Here is a 16038-nt window from a genome sequence, read left to right on the forward strand (position 1 = left end):
TTTGCTTGCAAAATTGACTTTTGCATATGCATTAGCAGGAATTGAATTTCTCCTTTCCCCTCCTTTTAGGGAACAAATATTTTTTACCCTGTGGACCATTTCGACAATTGCATTCGGTATAGCTTTATCAATATCTACACCGCTGTGACCGCCGGGAAGGTTTTCAATTTTCATATCGGCACAAAATCCCGTAAATTTTTCATATTCCACAGGGTATCTGACTTTTACGTCCACCCCTCCGGCACATCCGATGTAAATATTTTCATCCTCGCTGTCAAGGTTTAAAAGATATTTGCTCTTTATATCAAGCTCAAGGTTAAAAGCCCCTACAAGGCCTATTTCTTCGTCGTTGGTAAACAAAAATTCCAAATTGTCGTATTTTTTCATCATATAAAGCATCACGGCGACCCCTATACCGTTGTCGGCGCCCAAAGACGAGTTTTCGGCCATCAGCCAGCCGTTTTTTTCAACAATCTCTATATCTGGCGCCCTGCCTACGCAAACCATATCGTAATGGCTTTGAAGCGCCAAAACGGGACTTTTTTTATAAGCGAGTATGTTTCCTGCGCCGTCCGTTTCGTACGTGTAACCGCTGCTTTTAATCCAACCGATTATAAACTCCCTAAGTTTTTCCGTATCCCCGCTGCAATGGGGGATCTTTGCGATATTTTTAAAAATTTCCATGATTTCTTTCATTTCCCGCCTTTTTTACATTTTCTCTTTATCCGATCCCAAACCTTTTGCTATAATTAACAAAAAGGCCTCGAATGAAAAATTTCACATTCTTCATTATAATACCAATTTTTTTCACGGGCTGCGTCAATAAAGAGGGAATTTCTTTAAAATACTATCCCGACTGCAAAGAATATTACGATTATTACGGCGTATACCACGAAAAATGTGAAAACAACGTGTATAATTTCGATTCAAAAAAACAGAAAAAACAGGAACTCCCCGCAGTCTGTCTCGACTGCGAATAAAATAACAAAGGCGTGTTATGAATATAAACGATATACTTAAAGAGAGGGAAAAATGGTTCGGATGGAAAAACATAAAACCGATATACGAAAAAATAAAACGCTGGAAAATTAAAAATGAAAAATCGGACGTTAAAAACGTAAAACTGGACGATATCATAGAAATATCAATCGAAGGCAATAAAGAAAAACTCGATGAAATCGAAGAAATTGCAAAAATGTTAAAACCATGGAGAAAAGGACCTTTTAAAATCAACAATCTGTTTATAGACAGCGAATGGAGAAGCTATATAAAATGGAACATAATCAAACCGTTTATAAATTTAGAAAACAAAAACGTGCTCGACGTCGGATGTAACAACGGCTATTATATGTTCAGAATGCTTGAGATGAACCCGAAAAACATAACGGGATTCGATCCGAGCGCACTTTTCAATTTACAATTCGAATTCATAAACGGCTTTGTAAAAAGCGGTATAAAATATAAACTCCTCGGCGTGGAGCACATACCCCACTATCCCGAAAAATTCGACACGATTTTCTGTCTCGGGGTGCTATATCACAGGCCTGATCCTATTACAATGCTAAAAGAGCTGAAAAAGGGGCTCAATCCCGGCGGTGAAATTATTCTCGACACGCTTATTATCGAAGGCGAAGGGGAAACTGCCCTCTGTCCGCTGAGATATCAAAAAATGAAAAACGTTTATTTCGTTCCCACTTTAAAAGCCCTTTACAACTGGATAGAAAAAGCTAAATTTAAAGATGTAGAATATATAGGGCAAAAATACACCGATTTAAAAGAACAGCGTAAAACGGAATGGATTAAAGGCGAAAGTCTCGACAGTTTCCTGAGCGAGGATTTGACAAAAACGGTCGAAGGCTACCCCCCGCCCCTTCGAGTGTATTTAAAGCTTAAAAATTAAGCTTCCGCTCCCGCGTTCATCATAAAGTAATATACCAGTCCTATGAATGCAAACGTGGTAATGAATGAAGCCGCTAAAATTGTTCCGAATCCCATTTTTTCTCCTTTTTTTTTGAAATATAGTAAAATTATACAAAAAAGGAATTAAATGTCAAAACATTTAACCCATACGAAGGATTTAAGCAGGGAGGAAATATTACGAATATTCTCAGACGCCCGTGATTTTCTCGATTTTAAAAAAAGAGACGATTTAAACGGAAAGCTTGTTATAAACATTTTTTTTGAAAATTCGACACGGACGAGAAGCAGTTTCGAAATAGCCGCAAAAAGATTAGGAGCCGACGTAATAAACCTTGACGTAGCAAGAAGTTCCACATCCAAAGGGGAAACCCTTTTCGACACCGCCGCCAATCTCGACGCAATGGCTCCGGATGCCATAGTTGTAAGACACAACCGTGCGGGAGTTCCCGAAATTCTTTCAAAATACGTAAAATGTTCCATTATCAACGCCGGAGACGGCGCTCACCAGCACCCCACCCAGGGGCTGCTCGACCTTTTTACGTTAATGCGAAAATGGGGAAATTTAAAGGGCAAAAAAATCGCCATTGTGGGAGATATCAGAAATTCCAGAGTCGCCAACAGCGATATAGAACTGTTTACAAGATTCGGAGCGAAAGTGCTCCTCGTAGGCCCCCCGCAGTTTCTGCCCAAAACCCACATACCGACAACACACAGCCTGAAAGAGGCGGTTGATTTCGCCGATGCTCTCATAAGTTTAAGAACACAGACAGAAAGACATAAAAACCCGACATTTTCATCTTTAGAAGACTACGCCGAAAATTTCAAAGTTACAAAAAAAATAATAGGGGATAAAAATATTTTAATTATGCACCCGGGGCCCGTACACCGCAATATAGACTTAGACGACGCCGTAATGGAGGATGAAAGATGCCTTGTGCTCGAACAGGTCAGAAACGGCGTGGCGGTAAGAATGGCAATATTAAAATATCTTTTGAGGAAAAATGAAAAATAACACGAAATTGAAATTTTTCTTAATCGATTTCAACTCAAACGCCTATATTGAAGATGCAGACAAATTAGAAAATGTATATTTTTCATTTCCCGGGCATAAAAACCATAATTTCACATCCCAAAAAAAATGCAAAATTACAAAAAAAACGCCCGTCTCGTTTGAGAGATACAAAAAAGCCTTCGATTTTGTAACGGAAGAGATAAAAAAAGGAAACACATATCTTTTAAATCTCACCTTTCCTACGGAAATTATGACAGACTGTACATTAATCGACATTTTTAAATCTTCAAAAGCGCCTTTTAAACTATATTTTAAAGACAAATTCGTCTGTTTCTCCCCCGAAAGGTTCGTCAGAATAAAAAACAACCGTATTTACACATACCCTATGAAAGGAACGATAGACGCCTCCGTCCCCGACGCAAAAGAAAAAATCCTCTCGGATATAAAAGAGCGCGCCGAACACACGATGGTAGTCGACCTTTTAAGAAACGATCTCGGCATAATCGCAAAAAACGTAAAAGTAAACAGATTCCGTTTTATAGATAAAATAAAAGCCGGAGAAAAAGAGCTTTTGCAGGTAAGCAGCGAAATTGAAGCAACCCTTCCTAAAAACTGGCAATACAACTGGACGGAGCTTATAAAAAAAATGCTGCCCGCCGGATCCGTTACAGGCACACCCAAGAAAAAAACGGTCGAAACCATAAAAAAAGCGGAAAACTATGAAAGAGGCTTTTATACGGGCGTATTCGGCATAACGGATGAAAAAACATTCCTTGAGAGCGCGGTTATAATAAGATATATAGAAAAACCGAAGCCTTCCGTTTCAAACTCCCCTTTTTACATTTATAAAAGCGGAGGAGGAATCACTATTGACAGCGAAGTTTTTTACGAATACGAAGAGATGGTAAAAAAAGTGTACATTCCTATTTAACCACTATTTTGTTTCTTCCGGATTTTTTAGCCCTGTACAGCCTTTCATCGGCTTTTTTGACCATTTCGGCAAGCGTTTCACCTTCATTGGCTATACCGGCGGAAAAGGTATAATATATATTTTTGTACGGCAGAAGGTTTTTTTTGATTTTGTAAAGCACTATCATAGCCTCTTCCTTTGTAGTGTCTGGCATATAAAGCAGAAACTCCTCACCGCCGTATCTGATAACATAGTCGGATTTTCTAATGGTGTTTTTTATTGTTTTTACAAAATGTTTTAATATCTCATCACCCGTCTGGTGACCGTATGTATCGTTTATTTTTTTAAAAAAATCTATATCGAGCATGGCTATGCTTTTATATTCCGTAAGATTGAAAACGTTTTCGAGATTATCTTCTAAAAACATTCTGTTGTAAGAGCCCGTAAGCGGATCCATTTTTACCTGCTTTTTAACTCTTTTAACACTTTCGTATATTTCAAGCAGGTTATTTACCCGAAGTATCAGCTCTTCTTTTAAAAAAGGTTTTTTCAAAAAGTCGTTGGCTCCGAGCTTAAGGGTTTTTAAAAATCTGTTCGTAACCGTTTCCGAAGAAAGCACTATCACCGGCAGTTCGGCCATATTATATTTCTCCCTCACCGATATGATAAAATCCTGCCCGTTAAACCCGGATATGTCCAAATCCGTAATTACTATGTCTATTTTTATATCCTCCAGAATCTTAAGTGCCGTTTTTGCATCGGTGGCTTCAAACACGTTCAGGTTGATTTTCGTAAGTATGTTCTTTTTTATATATAAAAGCTCGCTTTTTTCATCAAGCATAAGAAGGTTAATTTTTCTGTTTCTGTAAAGTCTTTTTACAAAACGTATAAGATAATCTATGGTATGATAATCGTCTTTTACTATAAAATCGATAATTTTATCTCTGTGATGATATCTGATAAACTCTTTTTCAAACTGAGTCATAACGATAATATCGGAAGTGAATTTTAAAAGAAAATCTATTTGTTCCCCTTTGAAAGCGTCAGGGAGGATATAATCACACAGATAAAGATCATAATTTTCCAAATCGGACAGGTTAATCATTTCGTTAAAAGAGGTCACGCTTTTACACGTGGCGAAAAAAAGATATTTGTTTATATTTTTTTCAAGCAGTTTCCTGTATAAAAGGTTGTCCTCGATAATCAATATTTTCATATTATCCCCTTTTAAGAGAACTTATTATATCAAAAAAGGGGAAGAAAGAGGAATTAACAAGAAAAAGTTGTTACGAATTCGTAAGGATGCGGTCTTCCTTCCCACGGCCAGATTTCTGTTTCGAATTTGTAATGCTGATATGTTTGAATAAATTCTTCACTCATTACATTACCCTGTTTGAAAAGCTCTTTGTCTTTAAGCATTGCTTCAACAGCTTCTCTTAGAGTATGAGGCATCTGTTTGATACCTTTCTCCCTGATTTCATCAAGAGTTAGTTCAAATAGATCGATCTCCATCGGCTCACCAGGGTCAATTTCATTTTTAATTCCGTCAAGCCCCGCCATTAATAGAGCCGTAAATGCAAGGTAAGGACATGCTGAACTGTCAGGAAATCTAAATTCAGCCCTTACTGATTTTTTACCGGACCCCCAAGGAATTCTACAGCTTGCACTTCTGTTTTTAGCAGAATATGTAAGAATTGAAGGAGCCTCAAATCCAGGAATAAGTCTTTTATATGAATTAGTAGATGCGTTGGTAAACGCCGCAACAGCCTGAGCGTGTTTTAAAACACCTCCTATAAAGTTAAGCCCCATTTTGCTTAAATTTGCATATCCGTCACCATAAAACAAGTTTTCTCCGTCTTTCCATAAAGAGATGTGCGTATGCATTCCGTTTCCGTTGTCACCATATAAAGGTTTTGGCATAAATGTTGCGGTTTTCCCGTTTAGGTGAGCCACCATTTTTACCACATATTTAAGTTTTTGAACATTATCAGCAGCTTCAATTAAAGTTCCGAATTTAACACCGATTTCACCCTGAGCCTGAGCAACTTCGTGGTGTACAACGAACGTTTCAAGTCCCACTTCTTTTAAAACTTTCACCATTTCGGCTCTTAAATCCATCATAGAATCAACCGGCGGTACAGGGAAATATCCTCCTTTTGTTCTTGGTCTGTGACCGATGTTTAATTCATCTCCCCAATCCGCATAATCATTCCAGATACCTTCGCTTGAATCAACTTCATAACACTGAGCATTGATTTCATCTTTGATAATTACGTTGTCAAATACGAAAAATTCATTTTCAGGTCCGAAATACGCAACATCTGCAATCCCCTGCTCACTCATATATTCAAGCGCTCTTTTTGCGATGCTTCTCGGACATTTTTCATAAGGCGTTCCGTCTGTATTGAAAACATCACAAAATACCACCATAGTAGGATCTGCGGTAAACGGATCTACAAAATGGGTTCCTATTTTCAAATCCGGTTTTAATATCATATCCGATTCGTTAATCGGCTGCCATGCAGGAATTGAACTACCGTCAAACGGCAGACCGTTTCTTAAAACCTCTTCATCAAGGCTGTCGATATCATATGTAACGTGATGCCATACACCTTTAATATCCGTAAATCTGAAATCAACAAATTCTATTTCTTTTTGTTTACATTCCTGTAAAAACTCTTTTACTTCCATTTGCTCTCCTTTTAAAAATTTGAAATAATTATAACCAAGTTAAAAAAGCAAAATCAAAAAAAACTGTATAAATTTTAATCAACGGAGAGAAAATGAAGTTTATCGAAACAGTTTTAATAACTGACAAAATTGAAAACTTAGATCTTCACAACAAGCGAATGAATAAAACAAGATACGATTTTTTCAAATCAGAGCCGATTGATCTGAAAAATTATATTACATTCAAACCCAACAAAAGGGTTAGAATCACTTATTCGGAAAATATAGAAAAAGTCGAATATTTCGAAATTGAAAAAAGAGAATTTAAAAAATTCAAAATCGTTCATTCAAACATAGACTACTCATACAAATACGCCGACAGACAAAAACTGAATGCACTGAAAATCCGGGGGTTTGATGAAGTAATAATCGCTAAAAACGGGCTTGTAACGGATACAACAATTTCAAACTTAGCCTTTTTTGACGGAAAAGAGTGGTTTACACCGAAAACACCTTTACTTAAAGGAACAAAAAGAGAGGAACTGATCCGAAAAGGCGTTTTGATGGAAAAAGAAATTACACCAAAAGAACTCGGACGTTTTTCAAAAATCGCATTGATTAACGCCGTTTTAGGTTTTTTTGTAACAGATGATTTTGATATAATTTTGTAAACCCTCGAAAAGATTTGACAAATATTTAAAAAGGATTGATATGACCTGGGATTTAACACCGCTTTTCAGTTCGTTAAACGCTGCGGAAGAATTTTTAAAACAGGCCGAATTTAAAGCGCTGGAATTCGAAAAAAAATATAAAAACAGACTTTATACGCTCGGAAGCGACGAATTCGTTTCAATTTTAAAAGAATACGAAGAAATACTCGAAAACATAGGGAGATCCCTCACATACGCTTATCTCGAATTTGCAACCGACACATCAAAAGGCGTCGTGCTTGCGAAATTTCAGGAAATCGCCAACAAAGCCGAAGAGCACCTCATATGGTTTGAACTCGAGTTTATATACCTTCCCATAGACAAACAGCAGAAATTCATAGATAACGCCGGGGTTTACAAATATTATTTAATTCACCTCCAAGAAGAGGCGCCGTACAAACTCAGCGAAAAAGAAGAAAAAATCCTGATGAAAAAAGACCTCACAAGCGGCAGTGCGTTCAGCAGGCTGTTCGACGAGCACATAAGCTCTCTTAAATTTTTCTTTAAAGGCAAATTTTTAAGCGAGGAAGAAGTTTTAAGCAGACTTTATTCAACCGACAGAAACGAAAGGAAAAAAGCCCAGGTATCGCTTACACTGGGGTTAAAATCCCATCAAAACCTCTTCGCATACATTTACAACCAGGTAAAAAAAGACTGGAAAATAGATTTTGTTGAAATAAGGGGATATGAAAACGTGGAGGAGCCGAGACACCTCAGCAACAAAGTAACACGAAAAAGTGTCGACGCTCTTATAAAAACGGTTAATGAAAATATGCATATAGTCAAAGAGTATTACATTTTAAAAAAAGAGCTTTTAGGTTACGAAAGACTGTTCGATTACGACAGATACGCCCCTTTAAAACTTACGGAAAAAAACGGTTCCGTTTCGTTCGAAGAAGCCAAAGAGATGGTACTGAACAGTTTTAAAAACTTCTCCCCTAAATTTTACGAAATAGCAAAAAAAGCCTTTGACGAAAAATGGATTGACGTTTACCCTAAAAGCGGAAAAAGAGGCGGGGCGTTTTCCCATTCGGCCACACCTTATGCGCATCCGTACATTTTACTCAACTACACCAAACAAAGAAGGGACGTTTTCACCCTCGCACACGAACTCGGGCACGCCGTTCACCAGTATCTCTCAAAAAACGTGGGATACCTAAACCAGGACACCCCTCTTACGACGGCGGAAACCGCAAGTATTTTCGCGGAAATGCTTCTTTTTGAAGAAATGAAAAAATCACTTTGTAAAAACGAGCTTTTAGAAATTTACGCAGGAAAATTAGAAGACATATTCGCAACGCTTTTCAGACAGATCGTTTTTACCAATTTCGAAAGAAGGGTTCACAACAAAGAGGAGTTAAAACCGGAAGGCTACAACAGGATATGGATGGAAGAAAACGAAAAAATGTTTGAAGAAAGCGTAATACTGACTAAAAATTACGAAATATGGTGGAGCTACATTCCCCACTTTATCCATTCGCCTTTTTATTGTTACGCATATTCCTACGCACAGCTTTTAGTACTTACATTATATAAACTTTACAAAAAAGGATTTAAAAATTTCGAGGAAAAATACATAAAATTTTTATCCCAGGGCGGAAGCATACCTCCGAAAAAACAACTGGAAATGTTCGGACTTAATATCGAAGATGAAAATTTCTGGAAAGAAGGTATTGCGGCAATAGAGGAAATGTTAAAAGAATTTAAAGAATTAAAGGACAAAAATGATAATTAACCTCCCCGTTTTTAGAAACATCAAGGAAAAACACGCAAAAGAAATTTTAACGCTTCTGCTTGAAAGGGACGAACCTTTTTCCATACTCGCCCATCTTCCCGCAATCGGTTTCGACCCCGAACTGCCCGAAAACATAACAAAACACTTTACGGACGTGATAATATTCGCAATTGCCAATTACACCCTGCAAAGCGCCCACATATCGGATGAAAATTTCGTGTTCGAAGCAGGGTTCGGGGAAGAAAACATAGGAAGCGTGGTAACCGTCCCCATATCCAACATAATACAGATAACCGAAAACGAAGTGCCTCTTTTTATAAATCCCGCGGGAACGCTTCCGAAAGAGGAAAAACCCAAAAACCCGTTTGCAGCAAATCCGAGAAACAGGAAATTTATAAAAACCTAATTTCTGACGAAATTTAAAATCGCCTCAATATCCTTCGTTTTTTCCTTATAGACGATATATGTTTTTCTTTTAAGGTTCATTCCCTTTATTTTCGCCATAAACAGTTTTTTGTCTCTGAGTTCGTCTTTGATTACCATCTTGGAAATTATCGAAACGACCTGTTCGCCCGAGCTCATTACGGTATATTTTAAAGCGGTTGAATTGTGAACCACGCTTATTACGTTTAAAGTATCGCATGCGAATTCGAACTCTTCAAAAGCCTTTTTTATAAACTCCCTCGTCGAAGAATCGGGTTCACGGCAAATCATTTTATAATGTTTCAAATCTTCAAGATCGATACTCGGAGGCAGAGGCTTGTTGGAAAACACAACAAGTTCGTCCTCTATCCATTCCACATAATTCAGGCCGTTGTTTTTCTTTTTCGTAACGAAAGCCATATCCACCGCTTTTTTTTCAACATCTTCGAACAGAGCGTCGTTATTTTTTATAACAAGGTTTATCTCCCGGTTAATAAGACTTTTGAAATATTTGATACATTCCGGAAGGTTATAATTCCCAACAGTGGGAGATGCACCTATTAAAAACGGCGTATCGGCGTTTCTGAACTCTTCCAATTTCTTTTCAAAACCGCTTAAAAATTTTTCGAATTCTTTTGCGTATATTAAAAACGTCTGCCCTTCTTTCGTTAAAATAACCCCGTTTTTTTTACGTTCGAAAAGACTCACACCCAAAAAATCCTCAAGTATTCTTATCTGCTGAGTTACGGCCGGCTGTGAAATGCCCAGAGCCTTGCTCGCTTTAGAAAAACTGCTTTCCCTGTTTATAACAAGAAAAGTGTATATTTTGTCAAGGTATTTTATTACCATTTCACTCCTCTTATGTAATTTAAATTTTAATAATAAGAATTATAACTAAAAATTATAATAAAACAAATTATTTATAATTTTTTCATATATTTATTTTTTATGTTACACAAAGGACCGATTAAACACCGTTTTAAAACGGATTTAAATTTTTTCGCACTTTTTGATATAATAAATATAAAAAAGCGGGAAAATGGACTTTTTGAACGAACTCAACGAAGAACAAAAAAAAGCGGCGACCCATATCGACGGGGCGCTTTTGATATTAGCGGGAGCGGGAAGCGGAAAAACGAAAACAATCACCACAAGGCTCACCTACCTCTTAAGCCTCGGCATAGATCCGGCAAACACGCTGACACTGACGTTTACAAACAAAGCGGCAGGTGAAATGAGAGAAAGGGCGCTTAAAATGCTCCGCGGAAACATCCCTTACCCCCCTTTGCTTTCCACCTTCCATAAATTCGGACTTATGTTTTTGAAACTGTACATTCATCTTTTGGACAGAAAAAACACTTTCGTTATTATCGATGCGGACGACCAAAAAAAAATATTAAAATCGATTTCCAACGATCTGCCCCTTTCTTTCGTAAGCAAAGAAATCAGCAAATACAAAAACTCTTTTTTAAATGCCGATGAGGTTTATTCTCTTGCAAAGGACACCACCTATAAAAAACTCGCCTACATATATGACAAATACCAAAAATACCTTTTGGAAAACAACCTTGTGGATTTCGACGACCTGCTGCTTCTGACATACACCATACTTGAAGAAAACGACGATTTGTGCAGGGAAATTTCGGAAAAATACCAATATATAATGGTTGACGAATATCAGGATACAAACGAAATCCAGCTGCTTTTATTAAAAAAACTGTGCAAAACCCACAACAATATCTGCGTCGTAGGAGACGACGACCAGTCCATTTACGGATTCAGGGGCGCAAACCATAAAAACATACTCAATTTCGAAAAAGAATTCAACGCCGAGGTTATAAAACTCGAAACGAACTACCGCTCGACAAACCAGATATTAAAAGCGGCAAATTCACTTATAAGTTTTAACAAACACAGATACGACAAAAAACTCAAATCCGTCTTAGGAGACGGAAAAGAAATAGAACTGCTCTCAAGCTATAACGAAGTTGCGGAGGCGGAGACCATTGCAAAAAAAATAAAAAACCTCATAAACAGCGGGGTCAACCCAAAAGAAATAGCAATACTTTACAGAATAAACGCCCTTTCCCGCTCTATTGAAGACGGTTTGAGAAGCTACGGCATAACATACAAACTCGTAGGCGGAATGAGGTTTTACGAAAGGGAGGAAATTAAAGATCTGATAAGTTATTTAAGAATTTTAGTAAATCCGAACGACGACTATTCATTTAAAAGGATCGTTAACAAACCCAAACGGGGAATAGGAAAGACAACCCTTCTAAAACTTGAAGAAAAAAAGGGGGAAACGCCGTTTCTCGAATTCATCCGGCAAAGCGATCTTTGCTTTTTGAGTAAAAAAGCGGCTAAAACACTTAAGGAATTAGAAAAAACAATTGAGTTTTTAAGTTCACTTCCGATTGAAGAGCTGCCCGAAACCATCGAAAAAACGATTGAACTGAGCACAAGCTACAAAGACGAGGATAAAAGAAGAAATGTCGAAGAGTTTTACGGAATGATGAGAGAAAGAAAGGATCTTAGTTTAAGGGAGTTTTTAAACGAACTTTCACTTGAAAGCGACCAAGACAAAATTACGGACGAAATGATTAACGTAATGACCATACACGCAAGCAAAGGGCTCGAATTCGAACATCTCTTCGTTATAGGGCTTGAAGAAGGATTTTTCCCTTTAAACGACGCCGACATAGAAGAGGAGAGACGCTTAGCATACGTCGCAATCACAAGGGCTAAAAAAGAGCTCACCCTCTCTTACGTTCAAAGCAGATACATAAGAGGCCAAAGAAGCAGGGTGTCGAAAAGCCGCTTTTTAACGGAAGCATCCCTTATAAAAGGGGAAAGAGTGAACCTTAAAGAAGCCCCGAGCAAAGGCGCGTTTAAAGTAGGAGGTCTCGTAAAACACAAGGTTTTCGGAACCGGAAGAATTTTAGGAATAAACAAAGCCGGAAACAAAACAAAACTCAAAATTGATTTCGGGCACAACGTGAGGGAAATTCTGAGTGATTTTGTGGAAAAAGCTTAATTAAATGGAGAACTGAGAATTGAGAATTGAGAATTGCAAAAATATTATGTTTGTTGCTAATAAGCCAATGTACATAAGTTCGAACAAATTTTTAAACACTCTTAAAAGAAAGTACGGCATAAAAAAAATGGGGTTTTCCGGAACGCTTGATCCGTTCGCATGCGGATGTCTGATTATTGCGGGCGGACAATACACCAGACTTTTCAGATTTTTAAAAAAAACCCCTAAAACCTATATTGCAACCCTTATGCTCGGAGCGTATTCCCCTACCCTTGACATTGAAAAAATAGAAAAAACCGAAAACCTGCCCCCTTTTACAAAAGAAGATATAAATAAAACATTAAAAAGTTTTTTAGGAAAACAAAAACAGCTTCCTCCGAAATACAGCGCAAAAAGAATAAACGGGCAAAGAGCCTACAACTTAATTGAGAATGTAGAATTGAGAATGGAGGATAATATATCTCAAAACGTATATTTAGAAAAAGAGATTGACATTGAAATATTCGACATTGAACTGATTAACTATTCCCATCCTTTTATTACTTTTAAAGCAAGTGTCAGTGAAGGCACCTATATAAGAAGTCTCGGATTCGATATAGCCCAGAAATTAGGTGTTGACGGTGCATTAACATATCTTGAAAGGATAAATGAAGGCGAGTTTCACTATGAATGCGAAAAGTTTTTAAACCCTCTTGAATATCTGGATTTGGAAGAAAATTTCTACCTTAAAGAGAGTGAAAACCTGTTTTTAGGCAAAAAACTCTTGGCGGACGATTTCAAAATTCAAAAAAACGGCACATATTTTGTAAAATACGGTAAATATTTTGCTATTATAAAAATAGAAGACAAAAACGTATCTTACGTATTGAACAGGATTGAGTTATGCTTGTAATATCAAGGAAGATAAACGAAAAAATAAAAATCGGCGACAACATAGAAATAACGGTGGTTTCGGTGGATAAAAACCAGGTAAAAATAGGCATTGACGCACCGAGGGACATAACCATATTAAGAAGCGAACTGATAGAACAGATCACAGCCGAAAACAAAAAAGCCGTAAAAGAAGTGGATATCGACATATTAAAAGACATATCAAACATATTCAAAGGTGAAAAGTGAAAATAAAAGCATATGCGAAAGTAAATATTTTTTTAAAAATAGTGGATCACGACGGTTTTTACCATTTAATAAAATCAAGGTTTGTGAAAGTTAAAAATTTATACGACGTAATAGAAATAACGGAAGGTGAAAAATTCAACATTATTGGGGATATAAACTGCGCGCTCAGGGATAACAGCGTATTCCGCGCCTATATCGAACTTACGAGGGCTTATCCGGACGTTAAGAAATGGTTTATAGGAAAAGAAATAAAAATACATAAAAACATTCCCGAAATGGCGGGCCTTGGAGGGGGAAGCAGCGATGCGGCCGCATTTTTGAAATTGGTAAACGAAATGGGGGGTTTCGGCCTTTCAAAAAAACAGCTCGCCGAAATTGGTAAAAAAATAGGAAGCGACGTTCCTTTTTTCATTTACGACTACGACAGCGCAAATGTTTACGGAAGGGGTGATATCGTTGAAAAATACGATGAAAAAACTCCTGATATAGAAGTGTTCACCCCTCCTATAGAATGTTCGACGCCGGATGTGTACAAGACGTATAAGGAAAGGTTTTTTAATCCGAAAGACACCGATTTTGACAAAAAAACCTCTTTGGAACTTTTAAAATCGCACACTCCTTCGGAACTTAACGATTTGCTCCGGCCCGCTTTAAGTATATGTCCGGATTTATATAAATATACGGATATGGGTTTTTTTACAGGAAGCGGAAGCAGTTTTTTTAAAGTATGTTAATTTCCTCTTAAATTTAATATAAAAAAAAATTATAATTAATTAAAATTTAACAAATTTTGAATAAATGTTCATTTTTTCTGTTATAATAACTCCTCTAAACAATTACAAGGAGAAAAAATGAAAAAATTAGGTCTGGCTTTTTTGGCTTCTGTAGCTTTGGCAACAGCTTCATTCGCCTCAGATTTTAATCCGTGGACACCGGTAAAAGCGGAAGTTAAAGCGGCATATAAATTTGTAAAAACAATTACACCTCAAGAACTTAAAAAATGGATCGATGAAGACAGGGACTTCACTATTTTTGATGTAAGGGAACCTAACGAAGTAACGGCGATGCAAATCGACTGGGTGGATACCGATGTAATGCCGAGAGGAAAATTCGAATTCATTATGGCGAGCAAACTACACGCCAATCCGAAAGCTTATGACAGAAAAAACGGTGTATTTGTGGTCGTATGTAAAAAAGGAAGCAGATCCGCATTGGTTGGTGAAAAAATGGTCAAACTTTTCGGATTTAAAAACGTTTATGTGTTAAAAGGTGGAATATGGGGATGGCTTGACGCCGGATACAGCGTTATGGACAACGCTTACCATAAAAAGCTAAAACTGGCAAAATAGCCTCTTTCTCCCTTTCTTTTTTATTATAAAATTAACTTATATTAACAATAATTTAATCTTATAGTTGTACACTTCTTCCGAATTCATAATTCGGAGGATTGAAAAATGAAAAGAAATCTGGAATTTTTCCCGTATAGCTGTTTACCGTAATTATGGGGCTGTCGGGTTTGACCATAGCTTTTGCAAAAGCGTGGCATTTTCTAAAAATCGGCTCGTTCGAATATGTTTACAAAACACTGCCCTTTTTGGACACGGTACTCTTTTTTATTGTCTTTTTCACTTATATGATTAAATGGATCAAATATCCATCGGCCGTACAAAAGGAATTTAACCATCCGGTGAAAAGCTCTTTTGCGGCGGCAATTTCTATTAGTTTTCTTCTGATATCCATAGCGTATTACGATTACGCCCCGAGTGTTTCCATTGTGTTTTGGTATATAGGTGCGCCTTTGCATCTGTTTTTTACTTACAAAGTAATGAACTTCTGGATAGAACACAAATTCGAAGTCGGACAGATAAACCCTGCATGGTTCATACCGATTGTCGGTAACGTGTTAATTCCCGTGGTGGGTGTGGACGCCCAAAGCGAAATGCTTAACATTTTCTTTTACGCAATAGGTATTTTCTTCTGGCTCGTACTGTTTACCATTGTTATATACCGAATGATATTTCACCATCCTGTGGGCAAAAGACTGCTGCCGACCTTTTTCATACTCATAGCACCCCCTGCCGTAGGGTTTATCAGTTATTTCAGAATAACTTTCGGTCTTATAGACACGGACAGTCTGTTTTTGTATTTTATAGCCCTATTTATTTTCGTTTTACTACTGACAATGATTAAAAGTTTTGTTAAACTGCAGTTTTTTATATCATGGTGGGCATATACGTTTCCTATGGCCGCTCTCAGTATAGTCACAATACTTATGGATTCGGCTTACAACAACGCTCTTACATATACGGCGTCCCTTTTTTTATTAGCCGTTACGACGGTACCGGTCGCTTTTGTTGCGTATAAAACATTTACTGCGGCAAAACAACATAAAATCTGTATACCTGAGGAGGAATAAAATGAATAAAAGAAGTTTTTTAGGCGGACTGATTATAGGTGCCGTAATTGCAATGTTTCTGGTACCTCTGTTTTTAAGTTTTCGGC

At 37.3% G+C, this 16038-nt stretch carries 17 protein-coding genes; 13 read left to right on the forward strand and 4 right to left on the reverse strand.

Translation table 11 applies throughout. The features are described from left to right. Window positions 1-696 (reverse strand): M28 family peptidase (locus tag ACXJIE_RS02820; protein WP_456479462.1); only part of this gene is annotated, 696 nt, incomplete at its 3' end. A 71-nt stretch (window positions 697-767) separates the two neighbouring features. Between ACXJIE_RS02820 and ACXJIE_RS02825 the strand changes: the two genes are divergently transcribed. The 4 genes from ACXJIE_RS02825 to ACXJIE_RS02840 all read left to right on the forward strand — a co-directional run bounded on the left by ACXJIE_RS02825 (window position 768) and on the right by ACXJIE_RS02840 (window position 3863). Continuing rightward, window positions 768-980, forward strand: coding sequence for a hypothetical protein (locus tag ACXJIE_RS02825; RefSeq protein ID WP_456479463.1), 213 nt, complete (start codon window positions 768-770; stop codon window positions 978-980). Between the two features lie 17 nt (window positions 981-997). Beyond that, entirely contained in the window at window positions 998-1900 is a 903-nt protein-coding gene (gene cmoB / locus ACXJIE_RS02830; protein ID WP_456479464.1) for a tRNA 5-methoxyuridine(34)/uridine 5-oxyacetic acid(34) synthase CmoB, read from the forward strand. Window positions 1901-2047: 147 nt separating this feature from the next. After that, window positions 2048-2932 carry an aspartate carbamoyltransferase catalytic subunit gene (locus ACXJIE_RS02835; RefSeq protein WP_456479465.1) on the forward strand — a complete coding sequence of 295 codons (885 nt, stop codon included), beginning with the start codon at window positions 2048-2050 and terminating at the stop codon, window positions 2930-2932. Continuing rightward, the gene (locus tag ACXJIE_RS02840) at window positions 2922-3863 is read left to right on the forward strand and encodes an aminodeoxychorismate synthase component I (RefSeq protein WP_456479466.1); all 942 of its coding nucleotides are present in this window, start codon (window positions 2922-2924) and stop codon (window positions 3861-3863) included. The genes ACXJIE_RS02835 and ACXJIE_RS02840 overlap by 11 nt, the downstream gene beginning before the upstream one ends. On the opposite strand, the gene ACXJIE_RS02845 is transcribed toward ACXJIE_RS02840, so the two are convergent. Both ACXJIE_RS02845 and glnA read right to left on the reverse strand, forming a co-directional pair. Beyond that, entirely contained in the window at window positions 3856-5058 is a 1203-nt protein-coding gene (locus tag ACXJIE_RS02845; RefSeq protein WP_456479467.1) for a GGDEF domain-containing response regulator, read from the reverse strand. The genes ACXJIE_RS02840 and ACXJIE_RS02845 overlap by 8 nt on opposite strands. Window positions 5059-5111: 53 nt before the next feature. Beyond that, window positions 5112-6533: a type I glutamate--ammonia ligase gene (gene glnA, locus ACXJIE_RS02850; protein ID WP_456479468.1), complete on the reverse strand. Its 1422-nt coding sequence runs from the start codon at window positions 6531-6533 to the stop codon at window positions 5112-5114. Window positions 6534-6625: 92 nt separating this feature from the next. Between glnA and ACXJIE_RS02855 the strand changes: the two genes are divergently transcribed. From ACXJIE_RS02855 to ACXJIE_RS02865, 3 genes are read left to right on the forward strand one after another with little or no spacing between them, the layout of a single operon-like run. After that, a complete protein-coding gene (locus tag ACXJIE_RS02855) occupies window positions 6626-7183 on the forward strand; it encodes an aminotransferase class IV (protein WP_456479469.1) in 558 nt (185 codons plus the stop codon). Window positions 7184-7223: 40 nt separating this feature from the next. Beyond that, the gene (locus ACXJIE_RS02860; protein WP_456479470.1) at window positions 7224-8957 is read left to right on the forward strand and encodes a M3 family oligoendopeptidase; all 1734 of its coding nucleotides are present in this window, start codon (window positions 7224-7226) and stop codon (window positions 8955-8957) included. Continuing rightward, entirely contained in the window at window positions 8947-9363 is a 417-nt protein-coding gene (locus ACXJIE_RS02865; RefSeq protein WP_456479471.1) for a hypothetical protein, read from the forward strand. Before ACXJIE_RS02860 ends, ACXJIE_RS02865 begins: the two co-directional genes overlap by 11 nt. Here the strand turns inward: ACXJIE_RS02865 and ACXJIE_RS02870 are convergent. Next, window positions 9360-10229 (reverse strand): LysR family transcriptional regulator, encoded by an 870-nt coding sequence (locus ACXJIE_RS02870; RefSeq protein WP_456479472.1) that lies wholly within the window; start codon window positions 10227-10229, stop codon window positions 9360-9362. The two genes, ACXJIE_RS02865 and ACXJIE_RS02870, sit on opposite strands and share 4 nt — an antisense overlap. Before the next feature lie 190 nt (window positions 10230-10419). Between ACXJIE_RS02870 and ACXJIE_RS02875 the strand changes: the two genes are divergently transcribed. The 6 genes from ACXJIE_RS02875 to ACXJIE_RS02900 all read left to right on the forward strand — a co-directional run bounded on the left by ACXJIE_RS02875 (window position 10420) and on the right by ACXJIE_RS02900 (window position 15952). Further along, window positions 10420-12417, forward strand: a complete 1998-nt coding sequence (locus tag ACXJIE_RS02875; RefSeq protein ID WP_456479473.1) for an ATP-dependent helicase — start codon at window positions 10420-10422, stop codon at window positions 12415-12417. Window positions 12418-12463: 46 nt separating this feature from the next. Further along, window positions 12464-13309: a pseudouridine synthase family protein gene (locus ACXJIE_RS02880; RefSeq protein ID WP_456479500.1), complete on the forward strand. Its 846-nt coding sequence runs from the start codon at window positions 12464-12466 to the stop codon at window positions 13307-13309. Next, on the forward strand, window positions 13300-13536 hold the full coding sequence (gene csrA, locus ACXJIE_RS02885) for a carbon storage regulator CsrA (protein ID WP_456479474.1): 237 nt from the start codon (window positions 13300-13302) through the stop codon (window positions 13534-13536). The genes ACXJIE_RS02880 and csrA overlap by 10 nt, the downstream gene beginning before the upstream one ends. Beyond that, on the forward strand, window positions 13533-14270 hold the full coding sequence (locus tag ACXJIE_RS02890; RefSeq protein WP_456479475.1) for a 4-(cytidine 5'-diphospho)-2-C-methyl-D-erythritol kinase: 738 nt from the start codon (window positions 13533-13535) through the stop codon (window positions 14268-14270). The genes csrA and ACXJIE_RS02890 overlap by 4 nt, the downstream gene beginning before the upstream one ends. A 117-nt stretch (window positions 14271-14387) precedes the next feature. After that, window positions 14388-14885, forward strand: a complete 498-nt coding sequence (locus ACXJIE_RS02895; RefSeq protein ID WP_456479476.1) for a rhodanese-like domain-containing protein — start codon at window positions 14388-14390, stop codon at window positions 14883-14885. Between the two features lie 167 nt (window positions 14886-15052). Next, on the forward strand, window positions 15053-15952 hold the full coding sequence (locus ACXJIE_RS02900) for an SLAC1 anion channel family protein (RefSeq protein ID WP_456479477.1): 900 nt from the start codon (window positions 15053-15055) through the stop codon (window positions 15950-15952). The last annotated feature ends 86 nt before the right edge of the window (window positions 15953-16038 follow it).

This window comes from Nautilia sp., assembly GCF_053994455.1.

Coding starts and splice junctions, on each gene's coding strand:
- ACXJIE_RS02855 (WP_456479469.1), top strand. CDS start 6,626: ATGAAGTTTATCGAAACAGTTTTAATAACTGACAAAATTGAAAACTTA.
- ACXJIE_RS02870 (WP_456479472.1), bottom strand. CDS start 10,229: ATGGTAATAAAATACCTTGACAAAATATACACTTTTCTTGTTATAAAC.
- csrA (WP_456479474.1), top strand. CDS start 13,300: ATGCTTGTAATATCAAGGAAGATAAACGAAAAAATAAAAATCGGCGAC.
- ACXJIE_RS02845 (WP_456479467.1), bottom strand. CDS start 5,058: ATGAAAATATTGATTATCGAGGACAACCTTTTATACAGGAAACTGCTT.
- cmoB (WP_456479464.1), top strand. CDS start 998: ATGAATATAAACGATATACTTAAAGAGAGGGAAAAATGGTTCGGATGG.
- ACXJIE_RS02880 (WP_456479500.1), top strand. CDS start 12,464: ATGTTTGTTGCTAATAAGCCAATGTACATAAGTTCGAACAAATTTTTA.
- ACXJIE_RS02865 (WP_456479471.1), top strand. CDS start 8,947: ATGATAATTAACCTCCCCGTTTTTAGAAACATCAAGGAAAAACACGCA.
- ACXJIE_RS02875 (WP_456479473.1), top strand. CDS start 10,420: ATGGACTTTTTGAACGAACTCAACGAAGAACAAAAAAAAGCGGCGACC.
- glnA (WP_456479468.1), bottom strand. CDS start 6,533: ATGGAAGTAAAAGAGTTTTTACAGGAATGTAAACAAAAAGAAATAGAA.
- ACXJIE_RS02825 (WP_456479463.1), top strand. CDS start 768: ATGAAAAATTTCACATTCTTCATTATAATACCAATTTTTTTCACGGGC.
- ACXJIE_RS02895 (WP_456479476.1), top strand. CDS start 14,388: ATGAAAAAATTAGGTCTGGCTTTTTTGGCTTCTGTAGCTTTGGCAACA.
- ACXJIE_RS02840 (WP_456479466.1), top strand. CDS start 2,922: ATGAAAAATAACACGAAATTGAAATTTTTCTTAATCGATTTCAACTCA.
- ACXJIE_RS02860 (WP_456479470.1), top strand. CDS start 7,224: ATGACCTGGGATTTAACACCGCTTTTCAGTTCGTTAAACGCTGCGGAA.
- ACXJIE_RS02835 (WP_456479465.1), top strand. CDS start 2,048: ATGTCAAAACATTTAACCCATACGAAGGATTTAAGCAGGGAGGAAATA.